A 22,033-nucleotide genomic window follows, 5' to 3' on the forward strand; every position below is an offset into this window, starting at 1 on the left:
TCTATCCAATTTTTATAAAACTACTGTATTCACTGTATTTGCCGTACGTCCTCCACTGTTTATGCGGGATAAAACGAATACGGTACTGTATTCCACTGTATTCCGTTTCTATCAGAGCACCGTCTTTATGACCTTTTTGACGCCGTTCAAGAGGTCCTGGACCTGATCTATCGTGGGATCAGGCGTCTTGGCGTGATCACACAAATTGCGTATGTCGGCCAAATGCTGAATGAACCGTGAAGTCGGCAGATCGATCACGCCGCCGGCCCGCAGCGCTTCGTGAAGGTCGGAGATCGTCGGATTTTTCCTCGAAAATGGCACCGCGTGGTTATCCTTCACCTGAATCAAATGACGCTCAAGAACCACTCCGGCCAGAGCTCCGGCCGCACGGGTGAATTTGTATTTCGCAAGATGCTCGGCGGCCTCCAACTCAGAATCAAATAGGTCGGCCTGTAAAACCTGTCGAATGTCGAAAAGAGAAGACTCGAACCGTGCCTCTGCAGCCCTAAGAATCGCAAGCTGTTGATCAAAATGCGGCACCGCGGCGCTCGTGTCGACGACTACCTCTCCACCGCGCGTCACTTGCAATGATTGAAGGTAATCGTCGATTCGGTAGCTCTCGTAAGAGATATCTTTTCGAGCCTTCGGCTTCTCGTAGTGCTTTATGAAGTCCCCGGCGCGGTCAGGTATTAGCTGACGTACGATGGCCAAAGATTCCGTATACCAAGGCTGATACTTCTTCTTGAAATTGGGAAGCGCGTCGATGAACTTGTCTGCTTTTGCCTTTAAAGACGCCTTGATCTGGGCTTTAAAGCGGTCACCATAACAATCTAGCAGCAATGCATGATGAAGAGCCTCGCCGCGCGTCAGGAGCTTCTCAAGATCATCCTTAAACCTCTGCATGTTGCTGGTCATGTCTTCCTCCCTTTCCACTATTGTCGATTCGTTGGTCCGACGTTGTCGTTCTACAACGATAGCGCTTCAACGGTCACAATTGTTCAAGGGAAAGGTTTGACGCTTCGCCTGGCTGAGACAACCGTTTTGGGCAACCGCACTATCGCGCCGCGCGGCCTCGCGACCCTATGGTGGAACTCTGGCGGCGAGTGCATGGCCTCTGGCGCCGGAGTTTCGTGATGTCTGGTATCCACATGATGATGTTTGGCTCGGCGGGGGGGGGGCATCGTGACGCCCATCAGCTGCGGAGCGTCCAGTGAGGCGGCAGGAAGCGGAACCTCGACGGCCACGGTGTGGTTCAACTCCGACGGGTCAATCATCGGCAGCCAGACTAAGTTCGGAGCGCCGAACTGGTACCGCTCGACCGTTCCGAGCATTGGCAGCCAGTTCTGGATCAGCTTCGATGGCGGTGCGTGAGCGTCGTTGACGGCGAATCCTTCAACCAGCCTGTCTGGCGCCAACAACTCTGTCAACCGTAGCATTCGGATTGCATCAGACGCTGGCGGGACCAACATCGTCGCGACCGGCTCCGTGACACTGACGGTCAGCAATCAAGTGTGAGCGTGCCCGGCGTGTTCGGTGCGGTGTGATGCGGATATTTCAGCAGCCTGCTTGGCTTCTTGAAGAAGCGGTAAATCATCTCGCTTTGCAGCATTGCAGATAGTAGGCATCGGCCTCCCGTTCGATGGCCTGCATCTTCTCGGCACCGAGCCGGCGGCGTTGCGCATCGACGACTCGGACAAAACTCTGCGTTCTGGCCCCTTCTGATTCTCTGATCTTGAGAAGCACGACATCGAACATTGCGCTCTTCTCCGCGTCGGCTTCTGCGATGGTGCCATTTCCATAAATCGTAGAAAGACCCGCGATGGCCTCGACGTCACCCTTCTTGGCGGCACCGATCAGAGCTGCTTCTGCGTCCCGCATCCAGGCCCGCACCAGTGGGTCGTCCCTCCGCACCGTCAAATCCTCCGGATGGCCATTGGGTCCGGCAATCCATTGCTGAACTGCAGCACCCGGAACCTCATTGGCAACGGCTTTCGCGAGCCACGTCAGATGGTCGCGGCGCTGTTCCGCGGTCAACGATTTGCAATCCACTGATTTGCCCTCCGACAAATGGATCACCGGCTCCTCCGGCACGGAAGGGCTTTCTCTCCGCAACGTCTCCTGCATCACGCACCGCTGCACAGCCTTATGCGCTTCCAGCCAATCCGCTGGGCGGGAACTGGAAGCAAGCGCCTCAATCCAGTCATTTGGTCGCCGCGTCTCGAGCGCCGGGGCCCCTTCCTGTTTCGTGCCGTCTGCGAATGCCGCGGATGGCGAGCTTGCGGGGATATTTTGTAGATCGGGCGATGGTGTTCGCGTGGAGTCGGAGAGCTTGACCTCGCCAGAACCACTTGGCGTGGCGAACCTTGCCCAGCTCCCCGCGAGCAAGACCGCGCAAATTCCCAGGCCACCGATCCAAAGAAGACGCTTCATTTCAGATATTCCAACTCAATGCAAGCGTGCCACAGATCTCCTCGGCACGCCTGACGTTCACATCGGAATTTTCTGGAACGGCTTGAGCGGGCTACCGCTCACAGAGATTCCGGTGATTTCATAATAGGAGCCAAGATAGGTTTCATTGCCACTCCCATGGTCCAGAATGTATACGTCAACAAGGCGCCAGGAGATCGTGACTGTCATGTCGCCAAAGCTTCCAGCGGGGCTGCTGGAAACGCTTGTGCTCGCCGAGACATTCTTGTAGTTACTGCGCGTGTCGTTATACGGCGGCCCTCCGACAAGGAAGTTTCCCGACGCATGATAAAGTAGAGATACGCATTTTTGACCATCGCAGATGGTCACAGTGTCATTTGGCTGCCAACGTTGGACCGTCTGATTCACTTCGGCCTTAATGAAGGCCGTCACCTCGCCAGCGTTCGGAATTGCTCCGCCATTTGGCAAATCTCGCACAACACAGTCTGTACACAACCACTTCCCATAATCTTTGGCAAACGCGGAATTTGCTCCAAGGCAAAGCAAAATAAGAATTACAGCGCGCAGCAACATTTCGGACCCTCCCTATTCGATTTTTTTGCTATTAAAAATTGCAGGTGGCTGCCAATTGGCAAGCCATCTGCGCGAATCCCTGTCGTCGCCAAATGTCTCGACGCGGTAGGAGTAGGCATTTGCGCACGCCGGCCTCGCCTAGTCATCCTCCCCAAAAGTGGGCCGCGTTAGTCCCGATGCCGTGCCGCGAAGATTGTGCTTAGTCGGGCCTGCAATTTTCAATTTCGCGAACAAGCCCACTGGCGCGCGCTCGGGACGGTGCGAAGGTCTTTACCATCTGCGGCCCAATCTCGCACGTAAAGGTATTCAGGTCGAAGCAGCGGTTGGCCCGCTCTGCCTAGGGTCTTAGTCCGGCATGAGCATCACGGGTGGCGGAACCAGATGCTCGGTGAGCCGGATGTGTTCCGACGCCTAAGCCGCTATGTCTAAACGAGGCTGCAGGGAGGGGCCAGGCCGGCCGACAGTGTGCTTTCAGACCTCAACGTCGTCATCCTTGTCGGTGGGGTAGACAGTGAGCTGCCCCTGCCACTGCTTGCCGTACTCAGTCGTGCGGCGTAGGAAATCGTGTACATGTGGCAGCGCATTCTTAGGCGTGCGCGGCTGATCTCGCTTAGCCGCCATCGAACGCCCGCATGACGCCGTGAAGTCCGCATAGGCATAAATAGGGGCTTCAACGAAAGCTCCTATGTCCGACTACATTCACACTATTGGCAACTGGATCGCTGCAACGATCACGGTAGCTACGCTAATCAAAATCCTTCCCGCGCTGGCGGCGATCGCTTCTTTCCTCTGGTGGACGCTTGGCATCATCGAAAAGGTCACAGGTAAGCCAATCCATGTGCTGCTGAGGCGAGCATGAAAAATGTCCTTGTGCATCTTTGGCAACTTGCGGTGTCGCGACATGGCAGCTGGCTGACCAATCGGGCGATTCGCTTCCTCGGTCATCTGGTGGCGATGATTGTCATGATGAAGCTGACGTGGATGGGTGGAATGCTCCCGGAGTACTTTCTAATCTACTGCGGTTTTATCGCTGGCGACGCTTCCCTAGCGCAGGCGCTCAGAAGCGATCGGTCGTCTGAGCCGGCAGCCTCAGGCTTTTCAAGCAGCGCATAACGCGCAGATCGGCTGGATGCTTCCGTTTTCACACGGAGCGTCCTATGACGAAGTTTCCAGTAGGCCGGACTGTTGCCACTCGCGGCGCACTTCAATTCCTCGAAAGGAATGGCATTCAGCCAGCCTCGCTAATCCGCCGGCATCAGTCTGGCGACTATGGCGATCTAACCTTGCGTGATCGGAAGGCGAACGATGATGCCGTCATCGATAGCGCTCGCATCCTAAGTAGCTACAAGGCCGTAGAAGTGAAGGTTTACGTGATTACGGAGCCGGACTGAAGCGTGACAACCGTCTTGCCTGCTTCCGAGTACTGAGTGGAGCTATATTCGCGCACACGTTAAGGAGATCCCTTTGTGCTGGGCGACCTGAAGATGGAAGTCGGCTTCATGATCGACGGCCTGTCCGCGATGATGATGTGCGTGGTGACCTTCGTCTGGCTAATGTCGATGTTTCGAAGCTCTCGTTCGCAGAATTGGTTGAGCTACAGAAGCAGCTGGATTCGCAGATCGAAGAAAGACGCTCGGAAGAGCTGAAAGTTCTCGCCGACGGCTACATCAAGAAGATTCAAGCGGCCGGCTTTGAGATAGTTGAAGCAATTGAGGCTCTGCAGCCGTATGTGTCCGGGAAGAGGGCCAAGCAGAGCAAATCCACAGGTGCTGCGCCCGTGATGTACCGCGATCCGGCCAATCCGGAGAACACCTGGAGTGGTCGCGGTCGTGCCGCGCGATGGCTCGCTGACTATGAGGCGCAGGGCCGCAAGCGAGACGAGTTCAAGGCCTGAAGGCCCTGATTCAGAGGAAGGCTGCGCATCGCGCAGCCTTTTTTGGTTTATTCGCTACGTCGCCGACCAGTGAGCTTGTACGTCGCGATCCCGGTTCCGATCATGCAGATCGCCTGAATCACCAAACCGGCGATCATGAAGTCGCTGATGTCCGAGTCGGACTTCGCGTACTTCGGCTCGTACCACTGCCAGACGAAGCGGAGCAAGTAGTACGTCACCACGATCGAGATGATTGCGGCCAAAACGGCGTAGACCGAACGCTTCATTTGACTTCCCAGAACCAGATCGCCTTGGACTTCTTGTAGTCGCTGAATCGCCCTTCGTACGAGAAGCCGGTCGCGATACGGAACCACGAGAACAGGGTGTCATCCGATTCTTGCTGAACAGGTCGATGTGGTCGCCGCTTTGACCCGGACCGTAATAGTCCTTTAGGAAGATCACCTCTGTCTTACCGTTGATCTTGTCGAACGAGCCAAGCACGTCCTTGCCCGAGAACTTTGTGATCTCGCCCGGAAGCAGGGCTGCATTCTTGTCGAGCCAACCCGCAAGCTCTTCCGCCGGAATCGGATACTTCGGCTTGTCCTTCTCCCAGGAGCGAGCCCCTGTGAACGACTTCAGATCGATCCCGCTGCGCATCAGCGACGCGGACATGTTGATCGCGCATTGGTTCTCGTAGACCTTTGTGTCAAGGAGCGGCGCGTCACCCTTGATCGTCGGATGGTTGCTCCAAAGTTCTGCGAACGTAGGCATCAAAGCTCCCTGAATTGACTCTGTTGTCTGACCGATTCTGGGCCGGCGAGAGCGGGAGGGGGCGCAAGGCGGGATGACCATCTGCACTTGCTGTCGCCAATCCAGCCGAGAGGACGCACCGCTTGTGCCACCGCCTGGCCCGCATTAGACGGTGAACATGGGCCCGGTAGCGTTCAGGTGAGAGCGGGGGATGCATCCGATGGCGCATTTCGTTGCATCGGAGACAGGCCGCAGCGATGTTGTCGGGCTGCTCGGGGCCGCCTTCTGACTTCGCTCGCAAGTGCTCAGCTGTGCACCTCAGCTTCGCTGCGGCTCGCTGAGGGAGGAGCAACTCTGTCGGCTGATGGAGCCACATCTGTACATCGCAGTAGCAGCAACGGCCATTCTGGTGGGCGAAAGCCCGGGATCGAAGGGTCTGGATCTTGGTCATGAGGACTCCGTGAGGAAAAGTCCCCGTGCCCAGCATCCTGGAACAGCGGGCGCCGGCTCATGCGATGCGCGGCTGTGCCGGCTCATGCGAACGCGGCGGAACTGGTCTCCCGACCAGAAGCGAGCTGATTTTGAGAGCACTGCGAAGTCGATGCAACGTCCTTCTGACGGCAACCGGTCGCTCGGTCGCGACGTTCTTGAAACATCCCAAAAACGTCTGCTATAGTCGCGGTCTTCCCAAGGGATGCAAGTTGCATCACCGAGCCACAGGGGTTGCATCAAAAGTTGCATCACCGGGGCGAGGCGGTAGCAGCAACGGCGCCGAAACGCCGTGATCTCACGGGTAAGCCGGTGTAGCTCAGTTGGTAGAGCAGCGCATTCGTAATGCGAAGGTCGGGAGTTCGACTCTCTTCACCGGCACCAATCTGAAAAGCCGCTTGGATGTCCAAGCGGCTTTTTCTTTGGGCGCGGCAAAGGCCGGTGAAAGGCCGCTGTCCCAGGAGTTGGGCGGCCCCCTCCGATCGGGGACATGGCATCCCCAAGCTTGCGGATGGCCGACCTCGGGGTGATCCCTAGCATCGCGCCGTCGCGCATGTCGCGCGGCGTGATCGCAGGGAGAGCAACATGAAACGAATCTTGAGCGCCGCGCTGTTCGGCGCCGCCGCAGCCATGTCGGCCCACGGCGCCGCCGTGGTGAACGGCGATTTCGAAGGCGGCAACCTGAGCGGCTGGTACGCGAGCGGCGCCAATGTCAATGGATCCTCGACGGCCATCGCGAATGCGGGCAACGGCTACCCGGCGCTGGCGGGCAACAACTCGGCGCTCATCGTGGCGATGTCGCTCTGGCCGCTGGGACCGAACGTGACCTGCGCGACCGACATCTGGAATGTCGCCTGTCCGCAGCCCCTGCCTTTCAGCCCATCGGGCGCCGGCGCGCCGACCTTCTTCTCGCAGAACGTCGCAGGACGTTTCCTGCGCGGCGGCTTCATCGCGCAGGACGTCAATGTGGTGGCCGGGGACACGCTGGCATGGGTCTCGCAGCGATTGGGCGAGGTGTCCTCGGGCAACGTCGGCAATCCGGGCAACGTCGACAACGCGTTCTTCGTGGCCTTCAACGGCAGCACCGAAGCGGTTGTCGACCTGCGCGGCAATGTCTCGTCCTACACCTTCGCGGAGGGTGGGCTGTGGTCGATCTTCTTCGGTGTGCAGCAGACCGAGGACCCGTATGTCTGGAGCGCGCTGAAGGTCGATTCGATCGCTTTCCAGGCGGCTGCGGTGCCGGAGCCGGGTTCGCTCGCGCTGGCGCTGGCCGCTGCCGGCGGGCTGTTCTGGCGGCGGCGCCGGATGCGCTCGCGCGGCTGAACTCGCGGTCGTCGACCCGGTGATCGCAGGGACGGGCTCGACGCGCGGCCGACGTGCCCGCGCGTCGGTGGCAACATCCCACGCCATGACCGCACATGCCCACGACGACCTGGCCGGCCACGCGCCGGTGACGCTCCCTCTGACCGCGCTGGAGGCCGAACCGCTGCCCGGCACCCTGAAGGGCCTGCCGGCCGCCGCCGAGGGCGTTCCACTGCGCGCGCTGGGCGGATTGGCGCTGTCCCTGCTCGACGGCGACCTGCCGCTGCCGGCCGCGGTGCTGAAGGAATCGGCGCTGGACCACAACGCGCGCTGGATGCGCGAGTTCACCGCGCGCGCCGGCGTGAGCCTGGCGCCGCACGGCAAGACGACGATGGCGCCGCAGTTGTTCCAGCGCCAGTTCGATGAAGGCGCCTGGGGCATGACGGCGGCGACGGCGGCGCACGTCCGCACTTATCGCCGCTTCGGCGTGCCGCGGGTGATCCTGGCCAATCAGCTGGTGGGCAAGGCCGACCTGGAACTGGTGCTGCGTGAACTCGAGGCCGATCCGGCCTTCGATTTCTACCTGCTGGTCGACTCGGCGGCGGGACTCGATCTGCTGCACCGGGCGGCGCGCGAGCGCGGCCTGAAACGGCCGCTGCAGGTGCTGCTGGAAGTCGGCACGCCGGGCGGGCGCACCGGCGTGCGCTCGACGGCTGAGGGCGTGGCGCTCGCCCGCCTGATCCGCGATGCGTCTCCGGTGATCGCGTTGCGCGGCGTGGAAGCCTTCGAAGGCGTCTACAGCGGCACGGAGACGGCGCGCGTGGAACTGGGCGCGCTGACGATGATCGAGACGGTGGCCGAGCTGACCCGGCTGGGCTGCGCCGAAGGCTGGTTCGCGCCGGGCGAGGTGCTGCTGACCGCTGGCGGATCGGCGTTCTTCGACATGGCGGCGAAGACGCTGGCGGCGGTCGAGGCCGGCGGCAGCGGCCATGCCCTGCGCGTGGTGCTGCGCAGCGGTTGCTACCTCAGCCACGACAGCCTGCAGTACGAGCGCATGCAGGACCGCATGAAGCAGCGTGCCGGCGCGCTGTGGGGCGACGGACCGGGCCTGCGCAACGCGATCGAGGTCTGGGCCTACGTGCAGTCGGTGCCCGAGCCGGGCCGCGCGATCTGCACCGCGGGCCGCCGCGACCTGAGCTACGACGCCTGCCTGCCGCAACCGCTGTGGTGGTATCGCCAGGGCGTCCATGAGGCGCCGCAGGCGACGCCGCCCGGCTGGTCCGTCTCCAAGCTCAACGACCAGCACGCCTTCGTCGACGCGAGCGATGGCGCCTTGCCGCTGCGGGTCGGCGACCTGATCGCCTTCGGCATCGGCCATCCCTGCACGACCTTCGACAAATGGCCGCTGCTCTACACCGTGGACGACGGCTATCGCGTCACCGGCGGGGTACGGACCTTCTTCTGAAATGACGAAGGGCGGTCTCATGACCGCCCTTCGCGTTGTCCTTGCGTTCCGGGGATCAGCGGTTCAAACCGTCCCCGGATCCGGTGCGGATCACTTGGCCTTCTCGGCCTCCAGGTGATATTGCGTCACGCGCTCGACCTCGTTCTTCGAGCCCAGCACCACCGACACGCGCTCGTGGAGCTTGGTCGGGGTCAGGTCCAGGATGCGCTGGCGGGCGTTGGTGGCCGCGCCGCCGGCCTGCTCGACGAGGAAGGCCATCGGGTTGGCCTCGTACATCAGGCGCAGCTTGCCGGCCTTGTTGGGCTCGCGCTTGTCCCAGGGGTACATGAAGATCCCGCCGCGCGTCAGGATGCGATGCACGTCCGCCACCATCGAGGCGATCCAGCGCATGTTGAAGTCCTTGCCGCGCGGACCGGTCGTGCCGGCCAGGCATTCGTCGATGTAGCGCTTCACCGGCTCGTCCCAGTGGCGCATGTTGGACATGTTGATCGCGAATTCCTTGGTGTCCGCGGGGATCTTCACGTCGTCGGCGGTCAGCACCCACGAGCCCTGCTCGCGGTCCAGCGTGAACATCGCCACGCCGTCGCCCACCGTCAGCACCAGCGTCGTCTGCGGGCCATACACGCAGTAGCCGGCCGCCGCCTGCGCGGAACCGGGCTGCAGGAAGTCGTCCTCGCTGACGCCCTTGCTGCCCTCGGGCTTCTTCAGCACCGAGAAGATGGTGCCGATCGACACGTTCACATCGATGTTGCTGGAGCCGTCCAGCGGATCGAACATCAGCAGGTACTCGCCCTGCGGATAGCGGTTGGGCACGAGGTAGATGCTGTCCATCTCCTCGGACGCCATCGCGGCCAGGTGGCCGCCCCACTCGTTGGCCTCGATCAGCACCTCGTTGGCGATGATGTCCAGCTTCTTCTGGACCTCGCCCTGGACGTTCTCCGACCCGGCCGTGCCCAGCACGTCACCGAGCGCGCCCTTGTTGACGCTGATGGCGATGCGCTTGCAGGCGCGCGCGACCACCTCGATCAGCAGCCGCAGCTGCTGGGGGATGTGGCCGTGCGCCCGTTGCTGCTCGACCAGGTATTGGGTCAGGCTGACGCGTTGACTCATGAAAAGACTCCGATGGTTGCAAATCTCGTGCGCCGCGCAGCGGCCCGACGCGCGGACCGCTCCGCACGCGGAATCAGGATTGCGCGGCGACCTCCGTCGGCGTGGCCGCCTCGGCCGACGCCGGACGCGGATCCAGCGCCAGCGCGCGCTGGACGATCTCGCGCACGTCGTTGGACAGGTCGGGCTTGGCCGCCACGCGGGCAATCGCCTCGCGCGCCGCGCTGCGGTAGGGCTCGGCCAGGGCGGTCCAGCGGTCCATGACGCGGGCCAGGCGGCCCGCCACCTGCGGGTTGATCGCGTCCAGCGCCAGCACCTGGTCGGCCCAGAACACATAACCCGCCGCGTCCTTGCGATGGAACGCCGCCGGGTTGAACATCGCCAGCGAGAAGATCAGGCTGCGCGCGCGGTTCGGATTCTTCAGCGTGAAGTCCGGATGCTTCATCAGCTGCTTCACCCGCGCGAAGGTCTTGCCGTCGCGCTCGGCCGCGCGGCCTTGCAGCGCGAACCACTTGTCGATGACCAGCGCCTCGCCCTTGAACTGGGCGTGGAAGCGCGCGAGCGCGCTGTCGGCCAGGTCGGCGTGCGCGTTCACGAGCGCCGACAGCGCGCCCATGCGGTCCGTCATGTTGGTGGCGTCCTTGAAGCGCTGGTAGGCGCGGCCCGGCCAGACGCCGTCACCGCTGCGCGTCGCGTTCAGCACCAGCATCGCCAGGGACAGGTTCACCAGCGCGCGCTTGCCGCTCTGCACCGGGTCGGGGCTGTAGCCGGCCGTGACCTGATGCGCGTCATGGGCCCAGGCCCAGTCCGCCTGCAGGGCCGAGGCCAACTGCGCCTGCGCCGCCTCGACGGCCGCATGCACCGCCTGCGGGTCGACCACGTCGAGCTGCTCGGCGATGTAGGCCTCGTCAGGCAGCTGCAGCGCCAGCGCCTTGAACGCCGGGTCCAGTTCCGGATGGCGCAGCACCGCGCGCATCGCGTCCAGGTAGGCCGCGTCCAGCACCAGCGGCTGGCCCGAGCGCACGGCGCCCAGGATGCGCGCCAGCGCCAGGCGCTGAGAGGCTTCCCAGCGATTGAACGCGTCGCTGTCGTGCTTGAGCAGCACCAGCAGCTCGGCGTCGCCCAGGCCGTCGTCCAGCACCACCGGCGCGGAGAAGCCACGCAGCAGCGAGGGCACCGGCTCGGACGGCACGTTGACGAAGACGAAGCTCTGCTCGGTCTGGTCCAGCACCAGCACGCGCTCGGTCTCGGTCGAGCCCGCGGCGCCGTCCTCGCCCTGCAGCATCAGCGGCAGCGCCTGGCCGTCGCGGGCCAGCAGGCCCAGCGCGACCGGGATCACCTGCGGCAGCTTGCCGTCCTGGCCCGGGGTCGCGGGCGTGGACTGCTGCAGCGTCAGCGTGAAGGTCTGGGCGGCCGCGTCGTAGGCGCCGCGCGCGCGCAGGCGCGGCGTGCCGGCCTGCGAGTACCAGCGCTTGAACGCGTCCAGGCGGGTGGCCAGCGCCGAGCCCGGATTCGCGTCCGCGATCGCCTGCGCGAAGTCGTCGCAGGTCACGGCCTGGCCGTCATGGCGCTCGAAGTACAGCGCCATGCCCTTGGCGAAACCGTCGCGGCCGACCAGCGTCTGGTACATGCGCACCACCTCCGAGCCCTTCTCGTAGACGGTGGCGGTGTAGAAGTTGTTGATCTCGACGTACTCGTCGGGGCGCACCGGATGCGCCATCGCGCCGGCGTCCTCGGGGAACTGGCGGGCGCGCAGCGCGCGCACGTCCTCGATGCGGCAGACCGCGCGCGCGCTCGGCGTGGCGGCCATGTCCTGGCTGAACTCCTGGTCGCGGAAGACGGTCAGGCCTTCCTTGAGCGACAGCTGGAACCAGTCGCGGCAGGTGACGCGGTTGCCGGTCCAGTTGTGGAAGTACTCGTGCGCGACGATGGACTCGATGCGGGCGAAGTCCGCGTCGGTCGCGGTGGCCGGGGAGGCCAGCAGCGCCGCGGTGTTGAAGATGTTCAGGCCCTTGTTCTCCATCGCGCCCATGTTGAAGTCGGACACGCCGACGACCATGAAGCGCTCCAGATCCAGCGGCAGCTTGAAGCGGGCCTCGTCCCACACGACCGAGGCGATCAGCGAGTTCATCGCGTGTTCGGTCTTCTCCAGGTCACCCTGGCGGACGTAGACCTGCAGCAGGTGGTCCTTGCCGCCGCGGGTGCGGATGCGCTGCTCGCGCGCGACCAGGTCGCCGGCCACCAGCGCGAACAGGTAGCTGGGCTTGGGGAAGGGGTCGTGCCACTTCGCGAGGTGGCGGCCGTTGTCCAGTTCGGAGGTCTCGACCAGGTTGCCGTTGGACAGCAGCACCGGGTACTTCGCCTTGTCGGCGCGCAGCGTCACCGTGTAGACCGCCATCACGTCGGGGCGGTCCAGGAAGTAGGTGATGCGGCGGAAGCCCTCGGCCTCGCATTGCGTGAAGAAGCTGCCGCCCGAGGTGTACAGGCCCGACAGCGCGGTGTTCTTCTCCGGCGCGCAGGTGTTGCGGATCTCCAGCGTGAAGTCCGCGTCGGGCACGTTGTCGATGATCAGCTCATGGCCTTCCTGGCGGAAGGACACGCTCTCGCCGTCGATCAGCACGCGCAGCAGGTTGAGCTCCTCGCCATGCAGGCGCAGCGGGCCGTGCGGCACCGCGGCGTTGCGTTCCAGGCGCATCTTGCTGGCGACCAGCGTCTTGGCCGGATCGAGGTCGAAGCACAGGTCGACGGTGCGGATCCAGAAGATCGGCGCGACGTAGTCGGCGCGGCGGATCAGGGTGGCGGTGCCTTCACGCATGGCGGGCTTCCTTGTAGGAATGAAGAAGCCCCGGGCTCAAGGGTCGTGCGCCGGGGCTGTTGTCTCGTGTTGCTCTTACACGCCCTGCTTGAGGGACGCGGTGATGAATGCGTCGAGGTCGCCGTCCAGCACCTTCTGGGTGTTGGAGATCTCGACGTTGGTGCGCAGGTCCTTGATGCGGCTCTGGTCCAGCACGTACGAGCGGATCTGGTGGCCCCAGCCCACGTCGGTCTTGCTGTCCTCGAGCTTCTGCTGCTCGGCCATGCGCTTCTTCATCTCGTGGTCGTACAGGCGCGAGCGCAGGCGGCGCCAGGCGACGTCGCGGTTGCTGTGCTGGCTGCGGCTGTCCTGGCACTGCACCACGATGCCGGTCGGGATGTGGGTCAGGCGCACCGCCGAGTCGGTCTTGTTGATGTGCTGGCCGCCGGCGCCGCTGGCGCGGTAGGTGTCGGTGCGCACGTCGGCGGGGTTGATGTCGATCTCGATCGAGTCGTCGATCTCGGGATAGACGAACAGCGAGGCGAAGCTGGTGTGGCGACCGCCGGAGGAGTCGAAGGGGCTCTTACGGACCAGGCGGTGCACGCCCGATTCGGAGCGCAGCAGGCCGAAGGCGTACTCGCCTTCCACCTTGATCGTGGCGCTCTTGATGCCGGCGATCTCATCGTCGGTCTGTTCCTCGACCTCGGCCTTGAAGCCCTTGCGCTCGCAGTACTTCAGGTACTGGCGCAGCAGCATGCCGGCCCAGTCGCAGGCTTCGGTGCCGCCGGCGCCGGCCTGGATGTCGATGAAGCAGTTCAGCGGGTCGGCCGGGTTGTTGAACATCCGGCGGAACTCGAGTTCCTCGACCAGCTCGGTGAGCTTGGCGGATTCCGCTTCGATGGTCTGCAGGCCGGTGACGTCGTTGTCGTCCTTGGACATCTCGAACAGCTCGAGGTTGTCGGAGAGGTTCGACGTCAGGTGATTGATGGTTTCGACGACCTTGTCGAGGGCGCGCTTTTCCTTGCCGAGTTCCTGGGCCCGCTTGGGTTCGTTCCAGACGTTGGGGTTCTCCAGGGCGGCGTTGACTTCATTCAACCGCAGCGCTTTGCGGTCGTAGTCAAAGGTACCCCCTTAGCGCGGCGGTCCGCGCTTGCAGATCGGCCAGCGTGGTGCCGATCGCGTTGATTTGCTCGATGTCCATGATTCGTTCGAGTGAAAGAGCCCCCGACAGGGGGCCCGAAGCCGGGTATTTTCTCATGCTGAAGCAGGAGGCCTCCTTAAGATGGCGGAATGCTTTCCCATCCCTCTGTCCCCGATGCGGGTTCCCCCTCTGGTGCGTTCCGCGCCCGGCGCCGGCGCGTGCGGCGCGGCAACTGGCGCTTGACGCTCATGCTGCTGCTGGTGTGGGCGCTGGTGACCTTCGGCGTGGCCTACTTCGCCCGGGCCTTGAGCTTCGACTTCTTCGGCTGGCCGTTCAGCTTCTGGGTCGGGTCGCAGGGGGCGCTGATCGTCTACGTGGCGATCGTGGTCATCTACGCGACCGTCATGAATCGCCGCGAGGCCGCGGCCGGCGTGAAGGACCCCGTCCCGTATGCGGACGAGGCCGAGGCCAGGCGGCCCGAGCGGGAGCGCTCGGGGCCGATCACCGGCTTCTGAGCGCGGTCAGAACGGCGACGGATCCGCGGATTCCTGCTTCACGGCGGCGAGCTGCGCCTGCAGCTCGGCGACCTGCGCGCGCAGCTTCACGTTCTCGTCCTGCAGCGCGCTGACCTGGGCGCGCAGCAGCGCGACGGCGGGATCGGCCTCGAGCTCGCCGTCCGCGTTGGTGGGCACGTCCAGCAGCGCGACGGCCACTTCCGAGACGGCGTCGCCAGCGGCCTTCTTGCCGACTTTCGATTCACGCACGCGCTTGGCGGCCTGGCGCAGTTCCTTCTTGCCGCCCGCAGCGGCGGCGGCCTGTTCCTCGGCGGGCAGGTCGGCGATGACGGCGGCGGCGCTGATGGAGACCTCGCCCGAGCGGACGGCGGCGACGAGCTCCGGCGCGGCCGCCTTCTGGATCTTCTCGATCTGCGTCACCGTGGCGCTGCTGATGCGCGCGGCGCGGGCGATGGCCTCGCGGCTCTTGAGCGGGGGCGCGTCCGGGACCGGCGCGCCGGTGGCGCTGGCGGGCGCTTCGGCCTCGGCGGCGGAAGCCTCGGGGCTGGGATCGCTGAGCACCGCCAGGCGGCGCGCTTCCATGATCTCCTTCTTGCGCAGGGCGAGCACGCCGCGCTGGAAGTCGGAGACGCTGCGGCGGCCCAGGTGCTGGTCGATCATCCACAGGTGCACGTCTTCCATCGACTTGAAGCGCGTGTTCTGCACCGTCTGGAAGGGGAGGCCGTGCTTGGTGCAGATGCTGTGGCGGTTGTGGCCGTCGACGAGGATGTCGCCCCACAGCACCAGCGCATCGCGGCAGCCCTCGGCCAGGATGCTGCGCTCGAGCGCGGCGTACTCGTCCTCGGTCAGCGGATCGATGTAGGCCTTGAGTTCTTCGGTGACGATGATGTTTTCCATGGGACGACGACAGCAGCGGGGGCGGAGCAGGACAGGGCGAAGGGGCGCGACAGGCGGGCGGCCCGTTCGGTGGGCCGCGCGGGCGCAGGTCGCGCAGGCGACGGACGTCGCCGGAAAAGGGCGGCATTCTGCCCAATCCGCGCGGCTAAGCTGACGCACCCCGACCACGCGTGTCGGATTTCGATGATTTCCGGGAAGTTCCCCGCGATGACCGCGACCTCTTCAAGCCCCCTCGCCAGCGGGAGTCCGAGCCCCGATGCGCTCGCTACCGGATGGGACTACCCGTCCCCGCACTGCCTGTCGGTGAGCCCGCGGCCCGAGGACATCGACGGCTTGAACCACACCAACAACGCGGTGTATGTGCGGTGGTGCGAGCAGGTGGGGTGGTCGCACTCGGTGGCGCTGGGGCTGGACATCGACGACTACCGGCGGCTGGACCGGGCGATGGCGATCCGCCACGGCGGCTACGACTACCTGCTGCCGTCCTTCGAGGGCGAGGCGCTGGTGCTGGGCACCTGGCTCACCGGCGGCGACGGCAGGCTGGCGATGGAGCGTCGATTCCAACTGCGTCGCGTGAGCGATGGGCAGACGCTGATGCGCGGCCGCTGGGAGCTGGTGTGCATCGACATCTCCGCTGGTCGGCCCAGGCGCATGCCGCCGGAGTTCGTCGCGGCGTATCAAGCGGCGGTGGTTGGGCCCCCGGCTGACTCGGGGACGTCTGTCCCCGGTGCGGGAAAGCTGGCGTGAAGGACTGCGGGAGGCCGCTGCCCTCACCCCTCCCTCTCCCGCAAGCGGGAGAGGGGGAAAGACAGACCAGCGAGCGAGGCAGTGTTACTCCCTCTCCCGCTTGCGGGAGAGGGCAGGGGTGAGGGCCAGCAGCCTCACGCAGGCCGCTACCCCAGGAACTCTTCGACCGCGCGCGCCAGCGCCTCGGGCTGGTCGTGGTGCATCATGTGCGCCGCCTGCTGCAGCGTGACGCGCCGCAGGTCCTTGACGACGGCCAGGCGCGCCTCGAAGTCCTCGCGCGGATAGCGGTCGCCCCACCACTGCGAGAGCTGGGTCTCGCTGCCCTCGACCCACAGCGTCGGCGCCGTGATCGCGGACCAGCAGGCCAGCGCCTCCGCCTTGCGGTACAGCACCGGATTGGTCCGCTTGTGCGCCGGGTCGCCGAGGATGTGCCAGCGGCCGTCATCGCCGCGCCGCGACCAATGCGGCGCCAGCCACGCCGCCTTGTCGGCGCTCAGCCGCGGGTTGGTCTTCATCAGCCGCTGCGCCACGCCCTCGACGCTGTCGTAGCTCTTGAGGCTCGGGGTCTCCTTGAGCTCGTCGAGCCAGCTCGCGAGCCGCGCCGGCGCCATCTCGGGCGTGGTGTCCGGCAGGCCGAAGCCCTCCAGGTTCACCAGCTTGCGCAGCCGCCCGGGCCGCACGCCGGCGTAGCTCATCGCGATGTTGCCGCCCATGCTGTGGCCCAGCAGGTCGACCGGCGCCCCGGGGCTGAGCGCGTCGAGCAAGGCGTCCAGGTCGCCGAGGTAGTCGGGGAACCAGTAGGCGTCGCCCGGGGTGCTGTCGGTGAGGCCGAAGCCGCGCCAGTCGATGGCCACGACGCTGCGGTCCTCGCGGAAGGCGTCGACCATGAACTGGAACGATGCGCCGACGTCCATCCAGCCGTGGACCATCACGAGCAGCGGGCGCGTGCCGTCCTGCTCGGGGCCCCAGCGCAGCACGTGGTGGCGCAGGCCGCGCAGCGTCAGGAAGGCGCTGCGATGCGGGCGGCGGACGTCGTACGCGGCCGTGTGCGACGCGCCCGTGGCGGGACTCATGTCGGTGCTCATGGACGGCGACTGTAGTGTGAGGAACGGCGGCCGGCTTTCGCCATGGAGACAATGCGCCGACTTCATCCACGAGCCACCATGACCGCCACGCCCGATCCCTACGCCCTGCGTCCCGCCCGGCCCGCCGACGTCCCCGCCATCGTTGGCCTGATCGGCGAGCTCGCCGACTTCGAGAGCCTGTCCCACCTGATGGAGGTCACGCCGGAGAAGCTGCATCCGCATCTCTTCGGCGAGCGGCCCGTCGCCGAGGCCATGGTCGCCGAGCACGAGAGCGGCGCCATCGTCGCCTTCGCGCTGACCTTCGTGAATTTCTCGACCTTCCTGGCCAAGCCCGGGCTCTACCTCGAGGACCTCTACGTCCAGCCTGCCCATCGCGGCGCGCGACTCGGCACGCGCATGCTGACCCGCCTGGCGCAGGTCGCGATCGAGCGCGGCTACGGCCGCTTCGAATGGTGCGTGCTCGATTGGAACGAGAACGCCATCCGCTTCTACGAGAAGATGGGCGCGACGATCATGCCGGACTGGCGCCTGTGCCGCCTCACCGGTGACGCGCTCGCGCGCTTCAAGGGCTGAGGCTTCGCGCGCTCACGGCCACCAGCCGTCGAGCTGTTCCGGCGGCCGGGCGATCAGCGCGCGATCGCCGTCCACGACGATGGGACGCTGCAGCAGCCGCGGGTGGTCCGCCACCGCCTGCAGCAGCTGGTCGTCGCTGAGCGCGGGCTCGGACAGGCCGAGCTCGCGGTACTCATCCTCGCCCTCGCGCAGCATCGCGCGCGCCGGCACGCCCAGCTGGCGCTGCAGCGTCCGCAGCTCGCCCAGCGACAAGGGCGTGGCCAGGTAGTCGACGATCTCGGGGCGAAGGCCGCGTGATTCGAGCCGGGCCAGCGCCTCGCGCGACTTCGAGCAGCGGGGGTTGTGCAGGATCTTCACGGTCATCCGGCGGAGTGTAGGCGGCGCCTTCACGCGATCACGCCTTCACGCGATCGCGCCTTCGCCTTCATGCGCGCATCGAGGATCGATCCGCGTTTTCTCCGTGCACCGTGCGAGGGCGCGCCCGCCCGGGCCGGCACCGTCCTGGCGCTACGGGCTTTCCATGACGTCCCGTGCCGGCTCGCTCGCTAGCATCCACGCTCTTGTTCCAGTCCCGGAGAGTCGCGATGTCCGACGCCTACGCGCTGATCCACGGCGCGTTCCGCTGGCAGGTGCCTGAGCGCCTGTCCATCGCCGAACTCTGCTGCGGCCGCTGGGCCCGCGAGACGCCCGACGCGCCGGCCATCCTCTTCGACAGCGACAGCGGTTGTCGCGCGCAGTACTCCTTCGGCCAACTGCAACGCGCGGCGAATCGGCTGTCCAACGCGCTGCGGCGCCTCGGCGTGCAGGCCGGCGACCGCGTGGCGCTGGTGCTGCCGCAGCGTTTCGAGACGGCGGTCGCGCACATCGCGATCAACCAGCTCGGCGCGGTGGCGATGCCGCTGTCCATGCTCTTCGGCCCCGATGCGCTGGCCTACCGGCTGCAGGACAGCGAGGCCAGCGTCGCGATCGTCGAGAGCGGGGCGCTCGCCGCAGTGCGCGCGGTGCGTGCGCAATGCCCGGCGCTGCGCCACGTCCTGCTGGTCGGCGAGTCCGAGCCGCAGGACGGCGAAGCCGGCTGGATGGCCGCGCTGCAGGCCGAGGACGCGCGCTTCGCCGCGCGGGACAACGCGGCCGAGGATCCCGCGATCCTGATCTACACCAGCGGCACGACCGGCGCGCCCAAGGGCGCCTTGCTGCCGCAGCGCGCGCTGCTGGGCAACCTGACCGGCTTCATCGCGAGCCAGAACTGGTTCGGCTTCGATCCCCATGACCCGCGGGTCCGCAGCGAGGCCGTGTTCTGGAGCCCCGCCGACTGGGCCTGGACCGGTGGGCTGATGGACGCGCTGCTGCCGTCGCTGTGCTTCGGCCGGCCCATCCTCGGTTACCAGGGCCGCTTCTCGCCGGAGAAGGCCTTCGAGCTGATGCAGCACTACCGCGTCAGCCACACCTTCCTGTTTCCGACGGCGCTGAAGGCCATGATGAAGGCGGTGCCCCATCCCGCCGAGCACTACACGCTGCGCCTGGAGGCCGTGATGAGCGCCGGCGAGGCCGTCGGCGACGCGGTCTTCGACTGGGTCCGGCGCGAACTGGGCGTGACGGTCAACGAGATGTTCGGCCAGACCGAGATCAACTACGTCGTGGGCAACTGCGCGCGGCTGTGGCCGGCCAAGCCCGGCAGCATGGGCCGCGCGTATCCCGGTCACCGCGTCGCGGTCATCGACGACGACGGCCAGGTCTGCCCACCCGGGCAGATCGGCGAAGTGGCGGTGCATCGCCGGGACGGGCATGGCGACCTCGATCCGATCTTCTTCCTCGGCTACTGGCGCAACGAGGCCGCGACGGCGGCGAAGTTCACCGGCGATCCGCTGGACAGCTGGTGCCGCACCGGCGACCTCGCGCGCACTGACGAGGACGGCTACCTCTGGTACCAGGGCCGCGCCGACGACCAGTTCAAGGTCGCGGGCTATCGCATCGGCCCCGGCGAGATCGAGAACTGCCTGGTGCGTCACGAGGCGGTGGCCAATGCCGCGGTCGTGCCCAAGCCCGATGCCGAGCGCGGCGCGCTGGTGAAAGCCTTCGTCGTGCTGGCGCCGGGGCGGCAGCCGTCGGCCGCGTTGACCGGCGAGTTGCAGGACTTCGTCCGTCAGCGGCTCGCGCCCTACGAGTACCCCAAGGAGATCGAGTTCCTCGACAGCCTGCCGATGACCACCACCGGCAAGGTGCAGCGCCGCGTGCTGCGGCAGCTCGAGGCGGATCGCGCCGCCGGTCGGGCGGCCTGAGCGGCGCCCCTCGTCGAGGGCTCAGTCGCCGCCGCTTCGCCGTTGCAGGTGGGACGCGCGGCGCGCCTTCGCTCAACTCGCGCGCGGATTGCGCAGCTTGACGTACAGCTTGGTGTTGGTGCCCGGCGGCGTCTGCAGCAGCGCGGCGTCGGGCCATTGCTCCTGCCCGGTCAGCACGGTGCAGGCGCGCGAGGGCTTGCCCTTGGGCGTCTCCGGCTCGCGCTGCTGCGCGTCCGCCGGCAAGGGCAGGCGCCAGCGCTGCGCGCCCTCGGACCAGTCCAGCTGCCATTGCGGCGCGTCGCTGCAGGCGATCACGCCGTCGATCTGCGGGAACATCCAGCGCACGTACCAGGGCAGCAGCTCGGTGCGCAGCCGCTGGCCGACGGTGACGATGCGCCGCACCGTGGCCATGTCCAGCATCTCCGGCGGCGTGGCCAGGTCGATGCTCAGGCGCACGCCGAGCTCGCCCTTGGGCACGTTGGTGCCGAAGTCCATGTCCTTGGCCTGGCGCTCGCTGAAGGTCGGCAGGTCGAAGCGGCCCTTGTCGTCGATGGGGATGGGGATGTAGTCGTCGTCGCTCATCAGCGCGAGCTTGGTGCCGGCGGGCGGCGGCTTGCTGGCGTCCTTCGCGTCCGTCAGCACGAAGCGGCTGACGAAGAGCCCTTCGCCTTCGGTGCGCAGCTTCGACAGCAGTTCGTTCAGGCGCTTGTAGGGGAAGGAGGCGCCGCGCTTGACGTCGCTCTGGACCGTCGGCAGGGCGACCGCCGCCGAGGCCGGGGCGGCCGCCGGCCGCGGGTCGTCCGCGCTGGCGGGGGCGGTGGCCGCGGCGGTCGCGGCGGGCGCGGCCATGGCCGCCGGGCCGCAGCCCGCGCCGAGCACGCCGATCACGAGGAGCGCGGCCGCGAGTCGCGCGCGCTGGAACTGCTGGGGTTTCACGGTTCTCTCTCCCTGGTCGCTGTGAGCGGTCCGCGCTGAACGGCGCGCGGTCAAGTTGCGTTGACGACGGTTGTCCCTCATCGGGGTGGCAGCCGCGCGGTGGTCGGGCGGAGCGGGGCTCAGCGCCGGCACTTGCCGCGCGCCTCGGCGAGCAGCCAGAAGGGCGCGCTGAGCAGCCCCATGCCGCCGCCGGCGTACTCGCCCTTGAGGCAATCGCCGCTGGCGCCCTTCATCATTTCGTTGCCCAGCTTGGTCGATGCATCGATCCGGTCGGGCGCGCGGCTGGCCTCGTCGGCCCGCTCCGCCAGCAGCGGCTGGCCCTGCGCGGACTGGCGGATCGCGCGGCGCGTCGCCGTGCCGTCCATGAGCTCGCGACCGCTGGGGCCGGAGGCACCCGATGCGGGCGTCGGCGCGGCGATGACCACGGTGGCGCGCGGCGTTTCGTCGACGCGCTCGAGCCCAGGCGCGGGCGATGCCGCGCGCGGACTCGCCGCGGGCGATTGCGGCGCCTTCGCCGTGCCGCCGGTCGGTGCGTGAGCTGCGGCGGCGCGGCGGACCGCGGGGCTGCCTTCGGCGCGCTGCGTCGTCGCCTTCGCCGGCGGCCGCGGGACCAGCGGCGGCAACTGGATCGTCACCATCCGGATCGACGAGCGCCGCTGCGTGCTGTGCGCCTCGCCCCGGTGCCAGGCGTGCTGCAGCCAGGCGACCAGCGCGACGTGAAGCAGGAGGACCGCGCCCAGCGCCATCGCGCGGAACCGGCGAGAGGTGTTCCGCGTCGCGGCGCGCGTCGCCCCATGCGCCGCTGCATCGGTCGCGCCATGTGCGGCCTCGGCCCTATGCGTTGCCATCACCGTCTCCCTCCGGTTCCTCGCCGGGTTCCCAGGCGAGCAGGTCGCCCGGCTGGCATTGCAGCACCGCGCAGATCCGCGACAGGGTGTCGAAGCGCACGCCGCGCACCTTGCCGGACTTCAGCAGCGACAGGTTGGCCTCGGTGATGCCGATGGCCTCGGCCAGCTCCTTCGAGCGCATCTTGCGCTGGGCGAGCATGACGTCGAGTCGGACGACGATGGGCATGGGCCG

The 22,033-nt window shown here is 66.2% G+C and carries 23 protein-coding genes, 1 tRNA gene and 1 pseudogene; 11 read left to right on the plus strand and 14 right to left on the minus strand.

All coding sequences use genetic code 11. The features are described from left to right. Positions 1–111 precede the first annotated feature (111 nt). The 3 genes from ACTJKJ_RS12450 to ACTJKJ_RS12460 all read right to left on the minus strand — a co-directional run bounded on the left by ACTJKJ_RS12450 (position 112) and on the right by ACTJKJ_RS12460 (position 3,000). Positions 112–915 carry a hypothetical protein gene (locus ACTJKJ_RS12450; protein ID WP_440820627.1) on the minus strand — a complete coding sequence of 268 codons (804 nt, stop codon included), beginning with the start codon at positions 913–915 and terminating at the stop codon, positions 112–114. A gap of 675 nt (positions 916–1,590) precedes the next feature. Continuing rightward, positions 1,591–2,430 carry a hypothetical protein gene (locus ACTJKJ_RS12455; protein ID WP_440820628.1) on the minus strand — a complete coding sequence of 280 codons (840 nt, stop codon included), beginning with the start codon at positions 2,428–2,430 and terminating at the stop codon, positions 1,591–1,593. A 57-nt stretch (positions 2,431–2,487) separates the two neighbouring features. Further along, positions 2,488–3,000 (minus strand): hypothetical protein, encoded by a 513-nt coding sequence (locus ACTJKJ_RS12460; protein ID WP_440820629.1) that lies wholly within the window; start codon positions 2,998–3,000, stop codon positions 2,488–2,490. 685 nt (positions 3,001–3,685) lie between these two features. Here ACTJKJ_RS12460 and ACTJKJ_RS12465 point away from each other — a divergent pair. From ACTJKJ_RS12465 to ACTJKJ_RS12480, 4 genes and pseudogenes are all read left to right on the plus strand, one after another. Next, complete coding sequence (locus tag ACTJKJ_RS12465; protein ID WP_440820630.1) at positions 3,686–3,859, plus strand: hypothetical protein; 174 nt, start codon at positions 3,686–3,688, stop codon at positions 3,857–3,859. Next, the gene (locus ACTJKJ_RS12470) at positions 3,856–4,113 is read left to right on the plus strand and encodes a hypothetical protein (protein ID WP_440820631.1); all 258 of its coding nucleotides are present in this window, start codon (positions 3,856–3,858) and stop codon (positions 4,111–4,113) included. The genes ACTJKJ_RS12465 and ACTJKJ_RS12470 overlap by 4 nt, the downstream gene beginning before the upstream one ends. A 353-nt stretch (positions 4,114–4,466) precedes the next feature. Then, positions 4,467–4,556: pseudogene (locus ACTJKJ_RS12475) on the plus strand (hypothetical protein); the annotation flags it as partial. 224 nt (positions 4,557–4,780) lie between these two features. Beyond that, on the plus strand, positions 4,781–4,894 hold the full coding sequence (locus tag ACTJKJ_RS12480; protein WP_440820683.1) for an H-NS family nucleoid-associated regulatory protein: 114 nt from the start codon (positions 4,781–4,783) through the stop codon (positions 4,892–4,894). A gap of 54 nt (positions 4,895–4,948) precedes the next feature. Here the strand turns inward: ACTJKJ_RS12480 and ACTJKJ_RS12485 are convergent, their stop codons facing one another. Both ACTJKJ_RS12485 and ACTJKJ_RS12490 read right to left on the minus strand, forming a co-directional pair. After that, a complete protein-coding gene (locus ACTJKJ_RS12485; RefSeq protein ID WP_440820632.1) occupies positions 4,949–5,644 on the minus strand; it encodes a T6SS effector amidase Tae4 family protein in 696 nt (231 codons plus the stop codon). Continuing rightward, positions 5,595–6,110, minus strand: a complete 516-nt coding sequence (locus ACTJKJ_RS12490; RefSeq protein WP_440820633.1) for an HNH endonuclease — start codon at positions 6,108–6,110, stop codon at positions 5,595–5,597. Before ACTJKJ_RS12490 ends, ACTJKJ_RS12485 begins: the two co-directional genes overlap by 50 nt. A 310-nt stretch (positions 6,111–6,420) precedes the next feature. Between ACTJKJ_RS12490 and ACTJKJ_RS12495 the strand changes: the two genes are divergently transcribed. From ACTJKJ_RS12495 to ACTJKJ_RS12505, 3 genes are all read left to right on the plus strand, one after another. Then, positions 6,421–6,496, plus strand: a tRNA-Thr gene (locus ACTJKJ_RS12495). A 201-nt stretch (positions 6,497–6,697) separates the two neighbouring features. After that, positions 6,698–7,435, plus strand: coding sequence for a PEP-CTERM sorting domain-containing protein (locus ACTJKJ_RS12500; protein ID WP_440820634.1), 738 nt, complete (start codon positions 6,698–6,700; stop codon positions 7,433–7,435). A gap of 85 nt (positions 7,436–7,520) precedes the next feature. Beyond that, on the plus strand, positions 7,521–8,879 hold the full coding sequence (locus tag ACTJKJ_RS12505; protein WP_440820635.1) for an amino acid deaminase: 1,359 nt from the start codon (positions 7,521–7,523) through the stop codon (positions 8,877–8,879). A 90-nt stretch (positions 8,880–8,969) separates the two neighbouring features. Here ACTJKJ_RS12505 and ACTJKJ_RS12510 read toward each other — a convergent pair whose 3' ends face one another. The 3 genes from ACTJKJ_RS12510 to prfB all read right to left on the minus strand — a co-directional run bounded on the left by ACTJKJ_RS12510 (position 8,970) and on the right by prfB (position 13,981). Further along, on the minus strand, positions 8,970–9,989 hold the full coding sequence (locus ACTJKJ_RS12510; RefSeq protein WP_091725551.1) for a class 1 fructose-bisphosphatase: 1,020 nt from the start codon (positions 9,987–9,989) through the stop codon (positions 8,970–8,972). Positions 9,990–10,062: 73 nt separating this feature from the next. Then, positions 10,063–12,801, minus strand: coding sequence for an aminopeptidase N (gene pepN / locus ACTJKJ_RS12515; RefSeq protein WP_440820636.1), 2,739 nt, complete (start codon positions 12,799–12,801; stop codon positions 10,063–10,065). A 75-nt stretch (positions 12,802–12,876) separates the two neighbouring features. Further along, positions 12,877–13,981, minus strand: a protein-coding gene (prfB, locus tag ACTJKJ_RS12520; protein ID WP_440820637.1) for a peptide chain release factor 2 whose coding sequence is annotated in 2 segments (ribosomal slippage) — positions 12,877–13,899 and positions 13,901–13,981 — 1,104 coding nt in all. Because the reading frame shifts where the segments join, the coding sequence is not laid out codon by codon here. An 89-nt stretch (positions 13,982–14,070) separates the two neighbouring features. Between prfB and ACTJKJ_RS12525 the strand changes: the two genes are divergently transcribed. After that, a complete protein-coding gene (locus ACTJKJ_RS12525; RefSeq protein WP_440820638.1) occupies positions 14,071–14,436 on the plus strand; it encodes a DUF4212 domain-containing protein in 366 nt (121 codons plus the stop codon). 6 nt (positions 14,437–14,442) lie between these two features. On the opposite strand, the gene ACTJKJ_RS12530 is transcribed toward ACTJKJ_RS12525, so the two are convergent. Beyond that, on the minus strand, positions 14,443–15,333 hold the full coding sequence (locus ACTJKJ_RS12530; RefSeq protein ID WP_440820639.1) for a plasmid replication/partition related protein: 891 nt from the start codon (positions 15,331–15,333) through the stop codon (positions 14,443–14,445). A 303-nt stretch (positions 15,334–15,636) separates the two neighbouring features. Between ACTJKJ_RS12530 and ACTJKJ_RS12535 the strand changes: the two genes are divergently transcribed. Next, the gene (locus tag ACTJKJ_RS12535; RefSeq protein WP_440820684.1) at positions 15,637–16,080 is read left to right on the plus strand and encodes an acyl-CoA thioesterase; all 444 of its coding nucleotides are present in this window, start codon (positions 15,637–15,639) and stop codon (positions 16,078–16,080) included. Between the two features lie 146 nt (positions 16,081–16,226). Here the strand turns inward: ACTJKJ_RS12535 and ACTJKJ_RS12540 are convergent, their stop codons facing one another. After that, entirely contained in the window at positions 16,227–17,153 is a 927-nt protein-coding gene (locus tag ACTJKJ_RS12540) for an alpha/beta fold hydrolase (RefSeq protein WP_440820640.1), read from the minus strand. 90 nt (positions 17,154–17,243) lie between these two features. On the opposite strand from ACTJKJ_RS12540, the gene ACTJKJ_RS12545 reads away from it, so the two are divergent. Then, complete coding sequence (locus ACTJKJ_RS12545; protein ID WP_440820641.1) at positions 17,244–17,738, plus strand: N-acetyltransferase family protein; 495 nt, start codon at positions 17,244–17,246, stop codon at positions 17,736–17,738. 12 nt (positions 17,739–17,750) lie between these two features. Here the strand turns inward: ACTJKJ_RS12545 and arsC are convergent, their stop codons facing one another. Next, complete coding sequence (gene arsC, locus ACTJKJ_RS12550; protein WP_440820642.1) at positions 17,751–18,101, minus strand: arsenate reductase (glutaredoxin); 351 nt, start codon at positions 18,099–18,101, stop codon at positions 17,751–17,753. Between the two features lie 221 nt (positions 18,102–18,322). Between arsC and ACTJKJ_RS12555 the strand changes: the two genes are divergently transcribed. After that, entirely contained in the window at positions 18,323–20,017 is a 1,695-nt protein-coding gene (locus ACTJKJ_RS12555) for an acyl-CoA synthetase (protein ID WP_440820643.1), read from the plus strand. 72 nt (positions 20,018–20,089) lie between these two features. Here ACTJKJ_RS12555 and ACTJKJ_RS12560 read toward each other — a convergent pair whose 3' ends face one another. From ACTJKJ_RS12560 to ACTJKJ_RS12570, 3 genes are all read right to left on the minus strand, one after another. After that, the gene (locus ACTJKJ_RS12560) at positions 20,090–20,953 is read right to left on the minus strand and encodes a hypothetical protein (protein ID WP_440820644.1); all 864 of its coding nucleotides are present in this window, start codon (positions 20,951–20,953) and stop codon (positions 20,090–20,092) included. A 119-nt stretch (positions 20,954–21,072) separates the two neighbouring features. Continuing rightward, positions 21,073–21,801 (minus strand): hypothetical protein, encoded by a 729-nt coding sequence (locus tag ACTJKJ_RS12565; RefSeq protein WP_297388087.1) that lies wholly within the window; start codon positions 21,799–21,801, stop codon positions 21,073–21,075. Then, positions 21,788–22,027 carry a helix-turn-helix domain-containing protein gene (locus tag ACTJKJ_RS12570; RefSeq protein WP_297388090.1) on the minus strand — a complete coding sequence of 80 codons (240 nt, stop codon included), beginning with the start codon at positions 22,025–22,027 and terminating at the stop codon, positions 21,788–21,790. Before ACTJKJ_RS12570 ends, ACTJKJ_RS12565 begins: the two co-directional genes overlap by 14 nt. Positions 22,028–22,033 lie beyond the last annotated feature (6 nt).

Origin of the sequence: Roseateles sp. 22389, from assembly GCF_052044995.1 — a bacterium.
Lineage (GTDB): Bacteria > Pseudomonadota > Gammaproteobacteria > Burkholderiales > Burkholderiaceae_C > Roseateles.